The organism is Acinetobacter sp. 251-1, assembly GCF_030329305.1.
In the GTDB taxonomy this organism is placed as follows: Bacteria; Pseudomonadota; Gammaproteobacteria; order Pseudomonadales; family Moraxellaceae; genus Acinetobacter; species Acinetobacter piscicola_A.
Genome location: NZ_JACANS010000012.1, coordinates 45389 through 61022, shown reverse-complemented (window position 1 = coordinate 61022; position 15634 = coordinate 45389). Strand labels below are relative to the sequence as shown.

The following is a 15634-nucleotide window of genomic DNA, read 5'->3' as shown; positions in this document are numbered from 1 at the left end:
ATCATCATATTGAATAAAAATAAAATCTTATTTTTTAAATCAACATGTCCAATTCCATCAATCAGACATGTTTTCATTTATTCAATCACGACACATCCGCTGTGAAACTCACCACTTTTTCTAGCTGCATCTGATTTTGCACCACCATCAACAAACGGTCTATACCCAAAGCAATTCCTGAACATTCAGGCATATCTGGCAAAGCTGCTAGTAAATATTCATCAATTGGCATCACATGCAAACCAAGCTTCTCACGTTCATCATTATCTGCCTTAAAACGCCCACGTAACACATCGGCATCAATCAGCTCATCATAAGCATTGGCAAGCTCTAAACCTTCGATATAAAGCTCAAAGCGAGCAGCAACCAATTCACCATCTTCATCGGTACGTGTCTTTGCAAGCGAAGCTAATTCAGGTGGAAAATCCGTTAAAAAAATGGGTGTATCAAAACCTAAACTCGGCTCAACCATGTGCGAGAACAATAGGTCTATATAACCTAAGCGATCATCACCCAAATCTAAATTTAGACCTACACGGCGACAAGCATCTTTCAACTCTTGCAAAGTCGCTTTGAGTGGATTGAGATCCAAACGATCCATAAAAGCATGTTTATAACTATAAATGGTTGGACGAACTTCACCGAAACGCTGCGCCAAAACAACATTAAGTAAATCAGTCACTTCAAGCATCAAATCTTTCAGTGAAAAAGCAGGTCTGTACCACTCCAGCATCGTGAATTCGCTATTGTGTTTACGTCCATGCTCATCATCACGGAATACTTTACAGATTTGATAAATCGCCCCACTGCCACTTGCCAATAAACGCTTCATGGCAAATTCAGGTGAAGTCTGTAAATAATGTGTTTGTTTTTTACCTTGGACATGACGTTGCGCTTGAATGGATGCTAAATGAACATCGGTTACTCCGGCTTGTGATAAAACAGGCGTTTCAACTTCTAATACATCACGCTCGGTAAAAAACTGGCGAATCTGAGCATACATTTTTGCACGTGCTTTCAGTGCTTTTAAATCACAGGTCGGTTGATAATTCACCATAGACTCACTCATGCTTTTGGCCCACCATGTGCAGCCCATTCACGGCGTAAAGGATAGGTTTTACGTAAATGATCAAAGGCTTTTTGATCAACCTTACCCTCCTTCAACGTCGCCCTTAAATTTGCATCATCTCTTGAAATGTCATAAATCGTCGTTAGGTATTTTTTCAGTGTTTCTTTAATATTATTCCCGTAAAAATATTGTTCACTTACAGGTAACTGCGACTCAAATTTTTTATAAGCACTATAACCAAAGGTTTTACAAAATGCCTCATAAATCATCTGTGTACCACGTGCTTTACCTTCCAAGCTATAACCTGCGATATGTGGTGTAACAATCGTAATTAAATCTAAAAGACGTTCTGAAATTTCAGGTTCATGTTCAAATACATCAAGTACAACTTTGCGCCCTGTGTTGAGAATATCCTCAATCAAAGCTGCTTCTTCCACCACTTCACCACGCGCTGAGTTGATCAAAATTGTCTCAGGTTTCATCATTGCCAACGTTTCAGCATTGATTAAATGATAAGTCGCATGCTCACCTGTTTTAGTCAGGGGAACATGTGTCGTCACAGCATCGGCTTGTTTTAATAAGTCTTCGAGTGCAACGTGTTGAATATTCTCATGCTGAACCAATGGGTCAAAGCCTATCACTTTCCAACCTAAAAGTTGGGCCATATACGCCAAACGTGAACCAACATTCCCCAAACCAATAATACCCAAAGTAAACTGTTTACCCTGATCTAAAAATTGTGGGTTAAGATGCAATAATGCTGTGATCACATATTCTGCCACAGCTTGAGCATTACATCCTGCCGCATTTGACCAGGCAATATGATGCTTTTCTAAGCTTGAAATATCTAAATGATCTGTACCAATCGTGGCACTACCAACAAATTTAATTGCAGTATCTTGAATCAAAGCCGCATTCACTTTTGTAACAGAACGCACCAACAACGCTTCAGCATCTTTCACATCCTCATGTTTCAAAGTACGCCCTGCTGCTTGTTGAATATCCCCAAATTCTGAAAAAAAGTAATCTGTAAATGCAAGATTTTCATCTGCAATAATTTTCATAATTCATTCCAATGCAATAGTACAACTATGATAACGCTTTGTAAGAACACTGACTATGTGAATACCGTGCAATATCAAACAGAATTATGCTAGAAACTTTGCAGTGAGTGATTATTCATATCCGAATCATAACAATATTCATTGATGGGCATAAAAACGTACTGATTTCTTCCCTGTTTTTTCGCTTGATACAAAGCATTATCTGCAATCTTCAAAATATCTTTTCCTAAAATATTTTCTTTTCCTGTATATAACGTTAACCCGATACTAATGGTTAAATACTCAGAAATCTTAGAGTATTGATGCAGAATTTTTTGTTTACGAATTTGTTCTAATAATCTTTGTGCCACATTGATCGCAGCTTGAGCAGTAGAATTATTTAATAAAATGATAAACTCTTCGCCTCCGTAACGGATCGCAATATCCTGTTCTCGAATATTACTTTTTAAAACTTCAGCCACCGAAATTAATGCAATATCGCCTTGTTGATGCCCATAATGATCATTAAACAATTTAAAAAAATCAACATCGATAAACAATAATGCCAAAGGGCGATGCCGCTTTCTGGCTTGATATAAACTCTGTGCAAATTTTTGTTCAAAGCTCCTACGATTATCCAATAAAGTTAAAGTGTCCTGATGACTTAAACGCATTAAATGCTGATTTAAAGCCGCATATATTTTCTTATCTAAACCAATGATAATGGACTGTAAAAAACGAATTCGATCTGTAGAAATAGTCAAAACGGCAAGTCCTAAACCGACTAAATTTCCCAAAATCAAGACATTAAACAAAACCCATTGTGGAATATACTTTCCTATCATCCATAGACAAAGGCACGTAATCCCTGCGGACACCATACCTGCAATAAACGTATGACTTGGACGCAAACCTGAACAAATATAAGCAAACATTAATGCAAAAATGATAATTAATGTGCCGCGCCATGTCATAGCGCCTGATTGCGTCGAAAATAAAACGACTTGTACAATACTCAGCCCAACAATGACCACAGCTGTTACGACATAACAATAATAGGCTCGCCAAATAGGATGCTTTGCCATCAAATATACAGTGAGTAAGGCAATCCAACCTGTGGTATAGGAAATAAGTGTCATCAATACATCATGCTTTCGATAAATCGCTTCTGTAGTAAAATAGTTAATAGGTAAGCTGATGACTTCAAATAAAAAATAGCAAATTGTTGCTGGAAAAAATGCACGTATAATTAACTTTGTTAAACGTTCTTCCCGATCTTTCCAAAATTTATCTTCTAGCGTTTTAGAAAAAAGAGACATCATACATTTTGTTTGTTTTTTGAGTAAGCACTCGTATTCTTCACGTTGTCGTGTTAATGCTTGAATGTTTGCTCCACCACCTTCTAATTGATTATCCATTTATTTTATACATTCCATTATCTTATATTTTTTTTTTAACGATCAATAAAATCATCTCCCCTTAAGATTAACATTATAAATAATACAATGAAAACATGAATATAACACAAAAATAAAAAATAAATCACAGTTTTAAATTACAACAAAATATAAATCACATTTTTTATAAAAATAAAGTTAAATAATAATTAAATAATATTAACCAATGTAGTGGTTTTAAAAGAAAAATAGAGGTATATGAATACCTCTATATCTCAACATCATTCAACAGCTTAATCATTCCAAGAATTTAACCACAGCGCCCTCTTGTACTTTTCGCCCTAGATCATTTGCATCCCAGTTGGTCAGGCGAATACAGCCATGTGATGCTGTTTTCGAAATTAAGGACGGATTGGGAGTACCATGAATCCCAAAAGATGGCTTACTTAATGCGATCCACATATTGCCAACTGGACCATTTGGACCGGGTGGTAGAGTCAAAGGCTTTTTATTACCACCTTGCACAAAGTTTTTAGGTGAATAACCATAGTATGGATTTGCAGCCACTTTAACGACTTTATGCGTTCCTTTCGGAGAAGGCGTATCTGCACCACCAATTGTGGCAGGGAAAGAGCCCACCAACTGATTTAAATGGTTAAATAAGTAAAGTTGACGTGCGCCTTTATGTGCGACAATCAAAGTAATATCATCCGGTAAATCATTACGCACATTAGGCACAATAATTTTTTGCCCTACTTGATTAAAATTAGCTTTGGGATTGATTTGTCTTAGAAAATCTTCATCGATATGAAATTTTTCACCCAATAACTCAGTAATGCGCGTGTAATACAACCCTTTCATTTTGGCTTGTAATGCATAATTACGCGGAATACTTTTGGCAAAAGGACCTTTGAGATCTTGCGCAGTAATACTATATTCAATAAATGCTGGCTGTTTTTGGCGTGCAACAAGGCTATTCCAAGTTGTTTGGTTTAACACACCTGTAATTTCTAGACCATTCATCTGTTGATAAGCGGAAATGGCTTTTAAAAAATTTTTACCACTTTTTGCATCAATCGGACCAGGTGACGCATGCAAATTATTCAGCATCACCTGTGCACGCGCATAAGCAGGATATTGCCCGCGTGCCAGTTGTGCAGACCATACTGCATTGTTAATCGCATCTTTACTCCAACTCACAGTTGCAGCAGGTTTGACTTGTGTTGTTTTCTTCTCATCTTGTGCTGTATTGCCTGTTGTTGCATAAGCAGATGAATTCAACATCGTGAAGCATGTAAGTAACATGATGAATGGCACAGTTTGGCGCATTTTTTACTCTCTATTCATCCCATTTTAAAATATTAAAAAACAAATCTTTAGCTACTTATATGCAGTATATAGGATCAATTTTTTAAAATACCTTATCAATATAGTATACTTTATTCAAAGTAAAACTTATTAAAATATTTTATTTAATATCAATTTGTTAATTGTACTAAATATTCAAAAAAGCACAATAATCACCCAAATCAAAAACACTACAAAAGTGCGACATATTTAACACTTTATTAAGTAAAAAGTGAACGATTATTTCACTTTTTTATCATTCAAAAATCAACTAATTTTTGCGATCATTTAATATAAAGTTTTGATATAAAATCATACGTACTCTATCTAAACATTTTTCCATTGTTTTCAATATAATTGTATGCCTGTCATCTTATATATCATCGTTATTTTCAAAACTCAGCGTATATAATCAACCAACAACTACAGATTGATTAAAAAATATCTGTTTAAGACCTACAAATCGGTTTGATTTTTAGCAAGTCCAAAATAGCGGTTACCATTTTAGTTGGAATGGATTATCATCTACCTTATTTTTCAGTAAGAACTGCCTTGAACACGATTACTCTTCTTCAGCCCGATGATTGGCATGCACATCTACGTGATGGACTTGCTTTAAAACGTACTGTTCCAGATTTAGCTCGTCAATTCGCACGTGCGATTTGTATGCCAAATCTTGTTCCTCCTGTAAAAACAGTTGAAGAGGCATTGGCGTATCGTGAGCGTATTATGGCGCACGTCCCTGAAGGTTTAACTTTTGACCCACGTATGGTGTTGTATTTTACCGACCATACCGAACCTTCTGAAGTTAAAAAAATTAAAGACTCAGCACATGTTAATGCCATTAAACTTTATCCTGCAGGTGCAACCACCAATTCAGATAATGGTGTAAGTGACATTCGCAAAGTATATGCAGTCATCGAACAACTTGAAGAACATCAAGTTCCGTTATTGTTACATGGCGAAGTTACACATAATCACGTTGATATTTTTGATCGTGAAAAACGTTTCCTTGATGAGGTCCTCGCACCATTATTAAGACAGTTTCCAAACTTAAAATTGGTTCTAGAACATATTACGACCAGTGAAGCAGCGCATTTTGTGCTTGAACAAGATCGTAATGTTGCAGCAACCATTACCCCACAGCATTTATTATTTAACCGCAATGACATGTTAGTTGGTGGTGTTAAACCCCACTTTTATTGCTTACCTATTTTAAAGCGTCAAACACATCAACAAACTTTATTAGAAGTTGCAACGAGCGGTAATCCTAAATTTTTCTTAGGAACTGACAGTGCACCACATTCTAAAAATGCCAAAGAAAATGCATGTGGTTGTGCAGGTTGCTATAGTGCACCAACAGCGATTGAACTGTATGCACAAGCCTTTGACCAAGTGAATAAAATCGAACGTTTAGAAGGTTTTGCAAGTCATTTTGGTGCAGATTTTTATGGTTTAGCTCGAAATACTGAAACCATTACACTTGTAAAAGAAGATCAAGTGATTCCTGAAAGTTTTGACTATTTGGATGGCGAAAAAATTATTCCGTTGTATGCGGGTAAGACCATTCAATGGAGAAAAGTGTGACAACTGAAATACAGCCTGTAATTGCACAACGATTTCGTGGTTTTTTACCCGTCGTCGTTGATGTTGAAACAGCAGGTTTTAACGCCGATACAGATGCATTACTCGAAATTGCATGTATTCCAATCATCTATAATGCCGAGGGTGAATTTGTACCAGGTGAAGCGCATCATGCGCACATCAACCCCTTTGAAGGTGCAAATTTAGATCGGCGTTCATTAGACTTTATTGGGATCGATCCTTCGAATCCAATGCGCATTGCGATGGCTGAAGACGAAAAAACAGCATTAAAACGTATGTTTAAGGCAGTGAATGAAGTTCGTCGTCAGCAGCAATGCACACATGCTGTACTTGTTGGGCACAATGCACATTTTGATTTAGGTTTCCTCAAAGCAGCAATTGCTCGCACAGGGACTAAAAATCAGAATCCTTTCCATAGTTTTTCTGTTTTTGACACAGTCACTTTAAGTGCTGTGATGTTTGGGCAAACGGTATTAGCAAAATCATGCATCCAAGCAGGAATCGAGTTTGACGGTAAGGAAGCGCATTCTGCTTTATATGATACGCAAAAGACGGCTGAACTGTTTTGTTATATTTTGAACAAACTGTCTCCTCATCTACTTGACACTTTGATGGCGGATCAATAAGATAGCGCCATCTTCTAAACGACCCTATCGTCTAGAGGCCTAGGACATCGCCCTTTCACGGCGGTAACCGGGGTTCGAATCCCCGTAGGGTCGCCATCTATTTTGCTTCAGCATTTAAAATACTTTTCAATTTTATTTTCACATATTTACATTTGCATGATTTATGCACTATTTTTACCTCCAAATTTCAATAAATCACTGCTTTGAATGATGAATTTACATTTCAGGACTTGAAAAATAGCAATCACCCTCGATTTAATAGAACAAGACAAGCTTTTTGCATAAATGAAATGATATGAACAATCAAAACAGACCTGAAATAATTACCATTGATGATCAGAACTTCGGTAGTCATGTTGAACATTGGAGTTTACTCACGGACAACCCCACTACAGAAGTACCAAAATGGTTAGGTCTTGCTTTAGATGCACCTGTGATGCCGATGGGTTTATGCCAAAAAGAATGTGAGATGGATGAAAGTGCGTGGCTCATCCAAGGACCAAATGGCGAAAAAATCCAAGTCAGTCAAATTATTGCTGTCGAAAATAATAAACCTAAAGCCGTTAAAACAGCTTTTCCAAGTTTTGAAAGTCCTTATTCCATCCAAGCTAAAATTGACCGTATTATTACCTGTAAAACCAACACACAAGCCGTTTTACAACTCCAACTCGGTCAAAGTACCGTCTATGCATTTGACAGCCTTTATAGTGTTAACCATGCGCATTATCAACAATCACAAAGTTATCAAGTTCAACTCAATGCATGGGCATATGAGTTAGAAAAAGTTTCTGATCACGAACAAATCGTGGTTGATGATCCTGCTTCAATTAAACACCATCGTGCTTTAAACGATATTTTATCTGAAAATAATGGCGTAGCTCCTGAGAATCTACAAGAACTCTTAGATGCGTGGGAGCCTAAAACAGAAGCAGACAAAGAGCCTGTGACTGTCGATTTTTCAAAAATGGTGGCTTATCTCTACGGTGAAACATTAGGTCAAGAAGATGAGGCGTGGTTTCAAGGGAAAGTCGTGGGCAAAACCCACATGCAATTTATGCAGCAAGATTATACGCTTTATGACGTCACTTTGATTTTAGAAGAAAATCAGCCTGCAATTTTAGTACGAATCGCTACAAAAAATCCTGAATATAAAGATTTTGCAATTGGACAATATATCCGTGGCAATATTTGGATTCAGGCCAATATTTATACTGAAACTAAAAATGCTTAATCTGATGCCAATTGAATTAAAAAGCCCAGACTAGATTTGGGCTTTTTAATATAATTATGTAAGATCATGGACAGAATTCATCAATATCAACGCTTAATTTTATTGTTTATTTTATGTTAAAAAAAGACAAGAACAAAATATCTTGATAACGCTACAGTATTATTTTTTAACACCTATTCATCAACCTATCAGATCATTTGTCACATCTAAATATAAAAATAAACAACATATTTTTCAAAAACTTAAATTAAAATAATCAAAACTAAAGATTTATCTTTCATAAAATAAATATATTTTTAGACATTCACATACGCCATATAAATATCTGAACACATTTTAAATGAAGATTATTGCATCATTATTTTGGCATAAAGCAGCATTGATTTTAAAACTCAGATAAATAAGCACTTTATTTGCACATTTTTTTATGTTACAAATAGCCCGAACCGATAGATTTAACAATAATTTAAAATCCAGGCTCAGTGATGAAAATTATACCTGAACAATCACCCCATCTCATTCAACAAAATAGTGGATTTCGTTTACCTTGGGATAAAGGCGCATGTTGCTTTTTTGTCTTAGGCATATTTTTAGCTGCCATTATTTTTCATATTTTTGGGATCTTCCCAACAACTTAAATTTTTCAAGAATATGCAAAAAAAATCCCGCAAATGAAATGCGGGATTTTTATAACTTGATGTTTGAATGGTTAATTCAATCAATTAACCATGACGTTTTGCAAAGTCATCCATAAAGTTAATCAATGCTTGTACGCCTTCTAATGGTACAGCATTATAAATACTTGCACGCATACCACCTACTGAACGGTGACCAGCAAGGTTAAGCAAATGATTTTCTTCAGCTTCTTTCAAGAATAATTTATCCAAATCAGCATTTGCTAAAGTAAATGGTACATTCATGATCGAACGATTTTGTTCTGCAATTGGATTTGCATAAAAATCGCTTGAATCGATATAACCATAAAGTAATTTAGCTTTAGCAAGATTGGCTTGATGCATGGCATCCACACCACCCTGCTCAAGTAACCATTCAAAAACTAAACCTGATAAATACCATGCATAGGTTGCAGGTGTATTCACCATTGAATCATTTTTCGCTTGTGACGCATATTTCAATAAACTTGGAATTTCAGGTTTTGCTTGATCTAATAAGTCATCACGTACGATGACAAGCGTTAAGCCCGCTGGACCAATATTTTTTTGCGCACCTGCATAAATTAAACCAAATTTAGACACATCTAATGGTGCAGATAAAATACTTGAAGAAAAGTCAGACACTAATGGTTTATCTGTTTCAGGAATATTGGCAAATTGAATTCCGCCAATGGTTTCGTTATCTGCATAATGCACATAAGCAGCATCATTTGATAAGTTCCATTGGCTTTGATGAGCAATGGCTAATTTACCATCAATACTTGTTCCTGCTTCAATGATATTGATCTCACCATAACGCTGTGCTTCTTTGGTCGCTTTCTCAGACCAAATGCCCGTATGGATATAATCTGCTTTTGAGTTTTTGCCCAATAGATTTAAAGGAATCGCAGAGAACTGTAATGATGCGCCACCTTGTAAGAACAACACTTTGTAGTTGTCAGGAATATTCATTAATTTTCGAAGATCTGCTTCTGCTTTTTCAGCGACAGCCACATAGTCTTTGCTACGGTGACTCATTTCCATGATGGATAAGCCTTTACCACGCCAATCTAACATCTCTTGTTGAGCTTTTTCTAAAACGGCAGTAGGTAATGCAGCAGGACCAGCACAGAAATTGTACGCGCGCATGATTTTTCCCTTATTAAAGTGAAACGAATGAAATAGGCGCATTTAACCACAAATCGCCCTTTGTTGCAGCAGCTTTGTTAGTCAATCTTTCAATATGTTTCTGAATTTAGAGTTGATATTTCAATAAGAAAAATACAACTGCTTATTTTTTCACAATATGATGACTCGACTTATTATTTTGATCTTTCCAAGCCATTCTCGCTATTGTGGTGACTAAGCATCATAATGATCTATATATTACTTGTGTTTAACTACAAAAATTACACATGATAAATGTCGCTTTTAGATTATTTATTCTAGTCATTCAAGGTTAGAATAGTTTTAAATTTAAACAAATACTGATGATTTTGCAGATGAAATTAACGACGTATTATCCTAAAAAAATGTTATATGCATCGATGCAATTGGGTTGCTTATGTGTACTAAATTTAAGTTTAGCGATCCCGACATATGCAGAGAATCTTAGCTATGCTCAAGCTGAACAGTATTTACTTGAAAATTCATATACCTCTCAAGCCAATACAGCATTAGATCAGGCCTCAAAATTACAAGCCGATGCTGTGAAAAATATCGGCTTACCTCGTATAGACTTAAATGTACGTGCCTATAAATTTCATGCAGAAACAGATATTCCTTTGGATGGTGTTAAAAATAATTTAGAACAAACATTGTCTTATGGTGTAAATGAAAAAGTAGATCAATGGCAAACACAGCAGAATATACCCAACACCATCACAGACCCTTTAAAAGAAGGTTTAAATCAAGGCATTCATAGTGGCATTGGTTTAATTCCAGATAGCACTCATGTGGTGATGGAAGATGAAACCATACGCCCAACCGTGTCGGTGATGATGCCCATTTATACGGGTGGCTTAACCACCACCACCAAAAATATTGCCAATCTCAAAGCAGAACGCAGCCAACTCAACAGTAAGCAACAACAAGATACGCAACGCTTTGAAATGATTCAGGCTTATTTTAATGTGCAATTACAACAACAATTACTCAATGCTAGTGCTTTTAATTTAAATGCAATGCAACAACATTATAACAATGCTTTAAAACTTGAAAGGCAAGGTTTTATTAGCAAAGGGCAACGTATGCAATTTGAAGTTGCTAAAAATAATGCAACTCGTGCCGATCAAAATGCCACAGCAAACTTAGCAACCAGTCAATTTCAATTAAAGAATTTACTGAATAAATCATCGGTTGATCAACTCACCACACCTCTTTTTATTAACCGTTCACAACAGCAGAATATTGATCAACTATTAGCATCTTATCCGCAAAGTTCTCATTTAGTACAAAAAATGCAAATGGATATGCGCTTAGCAGATGAAAATATCAAACTGCAACAAGCAGCGAAAAAACCGACTGTTTTTGCTTTTGGCGAATATAGTTTAGACCAAGATCAAAATTGGATTGTAGGCGTGGCTGCTCGCTATAATTTATTTTCAGGGATTGATAAAAATAAAAATGTACAAGCAGCTGAACTACAGCGCTATGCAGCCAAACTCGGTACGGCTCGTACCAAACAAGAAATTGAAAATGTGATTTATAGTGCCTATCAGGCGATGCAAACAGCACAAATGAATCAACAATTATTACGTCAAAATGAAGCAGCAGCATTGGAAAACCTACGCATTCAAAGTTTATCTTTTAAAGAAGCTATGGGTACAGCCACACAAGTCATTGATGCACAAAATCAACTCAGCGCCCTTCAAACAGAAATGGCCATCAATGCCTATAAATACGTGATGTCTTTAGCCACACTTTTACAGAGTCATGGCTCTATTGATCAGTTTAAAACTTATGTAAATCAATCCAATACTGACTATATTCGCTAAAATGGGGAAAATAATGACACAACAACATGACCCAAAACTTGATAAAGTTGCAAAGACCGATGCAGCTATAGAACAGACTGCTGAACAGCATCCAGAGTTAACGGCACCCAATAACGCACAATCAGAGCAAATACATGCTGACCCCACACCAGTACAAACAACATCTACTGAAAAGGCAGCGAAAAAAACACCATTATTGATCATCGGTTTAATTCTTCTGATTGCCCTTCTCGGCTTGATTGCTTTTGGTTTATGGAAAGCTTATCAACCGAAAACCATTGATGTACAAGGTCGAGTAGAAACTGAAACCATCCATATCAGCACTAAAGTTCCGAGCCGTATCGAAGAAATTTTGGTCAAAGAAGGGCAAAATGTCACACAAGGTCAGGTTTTGGTGCGTTTAACCAGTCCTGAAATTGAAGCGAAAAAACAACAAGCTCTGGCAACATTACAATCGGCATTGGCTTTACAATCTACCGCAGAACGTGGCTCACAACAGGAAAATATCGACAGTTTATATGCCAACTGGCAGGCTTTAAAAGCACAAGAAGCGCTCGCATATACCACTTATCAACGTGGTTCAAACTTATTTAAGGAAGGGGTTATTTCCCGTCAACGCAGAGATGAAATGCATGCTGCAGCACAGTCCTCTCATCAAATGACTGAAGCTGCTTATCAACAATATGCACGTGCCAAACGTGGCAGTACCACACAACAAAAATCGAGTGCCGATGCACAAGTGCAAATTGCCCAAGCTGCGGTAAAAGAAGCCAATGCACTAGAAGCTGAAACCACGTTAAGCGCACCCTCATCAGGTACAATTTCTAAAATCTATGGTAAACCTTCTGAACTCGTTGCAATGGGTGTACCTGTCGTAAGCTTGCTTGAAACCGATGAACAATGGGTCAGTTTAAATATCCGTGAAGACCAATATGCGCAAGTTTATCAGAGCAAAATGCTACAAGGATTTATTCCTGCTTTAAACCGAACTGCCCATTTTAAAATCGAAAGTATCGATGCTGAAGGAGAATTTGCCACCATCAAAAATACACGTCAAACAGGAGGTTATGATGTACGTAGTTTTAAAATAAAGTTACTTCCTGTGGAAAAGATTGATCACCTAAAAATTGGCATGAGTGTCATTTTTAAGCTACCAGAGCAACAATAATATGTTTGCCTGCATGTTGCGTGAACTGCGCTATTTGATCAGTCATAAATGGGATCTCGCACTGGTGACGCTTGCCCCACTGTGTTTACTGATTTTATTTGCCAGCATGTTTTATACAGGTAAAGCAGAACATTTACCCATTGCAATCATTGATCAGGATCATAGCCAGCTCAGTTTAAATATTGAAAAATATTTAAGTCATAGCAGCACACTACAAATCTATGAAGTTTCTGACAATGTCGATGATATCGAAAAGTTGATTAACCAGACCAAAGTGTGGGGCTATGTGCATATTCCTGAGGGTGCTGAACAACGTCTCGTACAAGCACAAGATGCTGGTATTAGCATTGCCTTTAATCAGTCTTATTTTAGTATTGGCAATACGATTTCTTCAGCCATGTTAGTATCAACTTTACAAGGTGTGGCAGATTTTAGTAAAAATACTTATTTGGCAAATACACTTCCCTATGCCAATGTCCCCACAGCCAGCATTAAAATTTCTCCTTTATATAATCCAGACCTCAGTTACGAATTTTATTTAGAACCTTTTATGATTCCTGCAATCTTGCATTTGCTGCTATGTTGTTGTGTCGCATTTGCTGTAGGACAGGAACTCAAATCTAAAAGCATTTCAACATGGCAGCATCATCAAGGCTTTCTACAAGCAATTTTGGCAAAAAATTTAGTCTATGTTTTCATTTTTAGTGCTTGGACATGGCTTTGGATGTTTTGGCTCATTGAAATCCGCGGTTGGTTTGTAGCAGGTCAAGTGTGGCTCATTTTGATTGGGCAATTTTTGTTTTATTTGGCTTATGCCTTAATCAGTACCACAGTGGTCCTTGCAACACAAAATTTGTCGAAAAGTTTTGGATTTATCGCTGTATATGGCGGTTCATCTCTGAGTTTTGCAGGTGTGACATTACCATTAAATAATGCCCCTATTTTCACACAATTTTGGGCGAATATTATTCCCTACACGCCTTATGCAAAACTACAAACTGAACAATGGGTGGTTGGTAGCCCAATCAGTATTTCACTCATTCCACTACTGATCCTTGCTGTATATTGCATCTTTTATGCATTCGTCTCGGCAATCTTATTGAAAAAAATGACACAGAAATCATCACAAGGAGCTGCACATGTCTAAGTTCAGCAACTTTTTAAAACAGCTTTTTCGTGATTATCTACAAACTTTTAAGAATATTGCAGCAAATTCATCAATTTTAACCACAATGGTATTGTCAATTTTTTTATATAGTTTTTTCTACCCAACCGCTTACAAGGCACAACAAGCAGAAGCATTGCCTATTGTGATTGTCGATGAAGAACAAAGTTATTTAACGCATGCCATTATTAGCCAAGTCTATAAAAGTCCCAATGTGAAAGTTCAAGACATCACAGGTAATTTTGAAGAAGCAAAACACTTGCTACAGCAACAAAAAGCCGATGGGATTTTGTATTTACCTCAAAATTTATCGAATAGCATTGCACGCGGTGAAACAGGCGGGATTGGACTTTATCTTAGCGCAGCATATTTTTTAAAAACCAAACAAATCGGTTTAGGTTTAGCAACATCCATCGAACATACACTTGCTGAACATGCTGCAAAATTTGGACAAATTTCGCATTTTAAAGCTGCACTTTCAATCCATCAAATTCCTTTATTTAATACTCTTTCAGGCTATGGCAGTTATATTTTCCCTGCCATAGCCCCATTGATCATTCACCAAACTATTTTACTTGGCTTGTGCATGCTCATTGCAGGTTATCGTGAAAAATTTTGGCGTGCATCGCTCAGTGAGTTCTGCGGAATTTATTTTGCAGCACTCACCATTGGTTGCCTAGGTTGTTTTTATTTATTTGGTTTTACCTATTGGCTGTATGATTATCCCCATGGTGGAAATTTCACAGGAATGTTGATTGCTGTTCCAATTTATCTCAGTTGTGTGATTGGACTTGCGATGCTGCTTGCAAGCTTTTTGGACGTGTCTGAGCGTGCAGGGCATCTGTTGGTATTTACTTCTATTCCATTATTTTTATTGTCTGGTGCAGCTTGGCCGATCTCTGCTATGCCGACATGGATGCAATATTTTTCACATATTTTACCTTCTACACAAGGCATTAATCTGTTTATTCAACTTAATCAAATGGGTGTCCCCTTCGCTCTGATCATGCCTAAACTGATTTATTTAAGCACTTTGGCATTGATTTTATTGGTTTTAGCTTTTTATCGGGTCGCTTATATGTATAAAAAATAAGAATAAAAAGCCCAACTATAATTTATAAAATTAATTAATCTTACAAATAGAATTGAATAATTAAATAAAACTGAATTATTTTTATGCAATTGATAACAAATTTACATAAAAAAATTATGCTCACTACTTAAATAAGCGCAAAATACAGCATTTTCGAAATACTCTAAACGCTCAAAAGCTCCCAAATACAACTCCCACAGTTCTTGTCGGGGGATTTTTTTGTGTGTGTTTCATAGAGTTT

General features: G+C 36.5%; 13 protein-coding genes and 1 tRNA gene. 9 read left to right on the top strand and 5 right to left on the bottom strand.

Annotated features, from left to right (window positions below; all coding sequences use genetic code 11):
* Positions 1-85: 85 nt before the first annotated feature.
* From epmA to HX129_RS11375, 4 genes are all read right to left on the bottom strand, one after another.
* On the bottom strand, positions 86-1057 hold the full coding sequence (gene epmA, locus HX129_RS11390; RefSeq protein ID WP_502872633.1) for an EF-P lysine aminoacylase EpmA: 972 nt from the start codon (positions 1055-1057) through the stop codon (positions 86-88).
* 8 nt (positions 1058-1065) lie between these two features.
* Positions 1066-2133, bottom strand: coding sequence for a 4-phosphoerythronate dehydrogenase (locus HX129_RS11385; protein ID WP_180045099.1), 1068 nt, complete (start codon positions 2131-2133; stop codon positions 1066-1068).
* 89 nt (positions 2134-2222) lie between these two features.
* Complete coding sequence (locus tag HX129_RS11380; RefSeq protein ID WP_286434123.1) at positions 2223-3530, bottom strand: diguanylate cyclase; 1308 nt, start codon at positions 3528-3530, stop codon at positions 2223-2225.
* A gap of 276 nt (positions 3531-3806) precedes the next feature.
* A complete protein-coding gene (locus tag HX129_RS11375; RefSeq protein ID WP_130073120.1) occupies positions 3807-4838 on the bottom strand; it encodes a L,D-transpeptidase family protein in 1032 nt (343 codons plus the stop codon).
* 570 nt (positions 4839-5408) lie between these two features.
* Here HX129_RS11375 and pyrC point away from each other — a divergent pair.
* From pyrC to HX129_RS11350, 5 genes are all read left to right on the top strand, one after another.
* On the top strand, positions 5409-6443 hold the full coding sequence (gene pyrC, locus HX129_RS11370) for a dihydroorotase (RefSeq protein WP_130073119.1): 1035 nt from the start codon (positions 5409-5411) through the stop codon (positions 6441-6443).
* Positions 6428-7087 (top strand): ribonuclease T, encoded by a 660-nt coding sequence (gene rnt / locus HX129_RS11365; protein WP_130073118.1) that lies wholly within the window; start codon positions 6428-6430, stop codon positions 7085-7087. Before pyrC ends, rnt begins: the two co-directional genes overlap by 16 nt.
* A gap of 20 nt (positions 7088-7107) precedes the next feature.
* Positions 7108-7183, top strand: a tRNA-Glu gene (locus HX129_RS11360).
* A 199-nt stretch (positions 7184-7382) separates the two neighbouring features.
* Entirely contained in the window at positions 7383-8318 is a 936-nt protein-coding gene (locus HX129_RS11355) for a hypothetical protein (protein WP_130073117.1), read from the top strand.
* A gap of 485 nt (positions 8319-8803) precedes the next feature.
* Positions 8804-8956 carry a hypothetical protein gene (locus HX129_RS11350; RefSeq protein WP_174492361.1) on the top strand — a complete coding sequence of 51 codons (153 nt, stop codon included), beginning with the start codon at positions 8804-8806 and terminating at the stop codon, positions 8954-8956.
* An 84-nt stretch (positions 8957-9040) separates the two neighbouring features.
* On the opposite strand, the gene serC is transcribed toward HX129_RS11350, so the two are convergent.
* The gene (serC, locus tag HX129_RS11345; protein WP_286434120.1) at positions 9041-10120 is read right to left on the bottom strand and encodes a 3-phosphoserine/phosphohydroxythreonine transaminase; all 1080 of its coding nucleotides are present in this window, start codon (positions 10118-10120) and stop codon (positions 9041-9043) included.
* 398 nt (positions 10121-10518) lie between these two features.
* On the opposite strand from serC, the gene HX129_RS11340 reads away from it, so the two are divergent.
* Genes HX129_RS11340 through HX129_RS11325 form a run of 4 tightly spaced genes read left to right on the top strand, consistent with a single transcriptional unit; the run spans position 10519 to position 15393 of the window.
* On the top strand, positions 10519-11967 hold the full coding sequence (locus HX129_RS11340) for a TolC family protein (protein ID WP_286434244.1): 1449 nt from the start codon (positions 10519-10521) through the stop codon (positions 11965-11967).
* 13 nt (positions 11968-11980) lie between these two features.
* Complete coding sequence (locus HX129_RS11335; RefSeq protein WP_286434118.1) at positions 11981-13135, top strand: HlyD family secretion protein; 1155 nt, start codon at positions 11981-11983, stop codon at positions 13133-13135.
* Between the two features lies 1 nt (position 13136).
* Positions 13137-14282: an ABC transporter permease gene (locus tag HX129_RS11330; protein WP_286434116.1), complete on the top strand. Its 1146-nt coding sequence runs from the start codon at positions 13137-13139 to the stop codon at positions 14280-14282.
* Positions 14275-15393 (top strand): ABC transporter permease, encoded by a 1119-nt coding sequence (locus HX129_RS11325; RefSeq protein WP_130073112.1) that lies wholly within the window; start codon positions 14275-14277, stop codon positions 15391-15393. The genes HX129_RS11330 and HX129_RS11325 overlap by 8 nt, the downstream gene beginning before the upstream one ends.
* Positions 15394-15634: the final 241 nt, after the last annotated feature.

Bases quoted from the DNA above. Each gene is read 5' to 3' on its own strand.
- rnt (WP_130073118.1), top strand. From the start codon at position 6,428: ATGGAGAAAAGTGTGACAACTGAAATACAGCCTGTAATTGCACAACGA.
- HX129_RS11335 (WP_286434118.1), top strand. From the start codon at position 11,981: ATGACACAACAACATGACCCAAAACTTGATAAAGTTGCAAAGACCGAT.
- serC (WP_286434120.1), bottom strand. From the start codon at position 10,120: ATGCGCGCGTACAATTTCTGTGCTGGTCCTGCTGCATTACCTACTGCC.
- HX129_RS11330 (WP_286434116.1), top strand. From the start codon at position 13,137: ATGTTTGCCTGCATGTTGCGTGAACTGCGCTATTTGATCAGTCATAAA.
- HX129_RS11380 (WP_286434123.1), bottom strand. From the start codon at position 3,530: ATGGATAATCAATTAGAAGGTGGTGGAGCAAACATTCAAGCATTAACA.
- HX129_RS11350 (WP_174492361.1), top strand. From the start codon at position 8,804: ATGAAAATTATACCTGAACAATCACCCCATCTCATTCAACAAAATAGT.
- HX129_RS11325 (WP_130073112.1), top strand. From the start codon at position 14,275: ATGTCTAAGTTCAGCAACTTTTTAAAACAGCTTTTTCGTGATTATCTA.
- HX129_RS11340 (WP_286434244.1), top strand. From the start codon at position 10,519: ATGCAATTGGGTTGCTTATGTGTACTAAATTTAAGTTTAGCGATCCCG.
- HX129_RS11355 (WP_130073117.1), top strand. From the start codon at position 7,383: ATGAACAATCAAAACAGACCTGAAATAATTACCATTGATGATCAGAAC.
- HX129_RS11375 (WP_130073120.1), bottom strand. From the start codon at position 4,838: ATGCGCCAAACTGTGCCATTCATCATGTTACTTACATGCTTCACGATG.
- HX129_RS11385 (WP_180045099.1), bottom strand. From the start codon at position 2,133: ATGAAAATTATTGCAGATGAAAATCTTGCATTTACAGATTACTTTTTT.
- epmA (WP_502872633.1), bottom strand. From the start codon at position 1,057: ATGGTGAATTATCAACCGACCTGTGATTTAAAAGCACTGAAAGCACGT.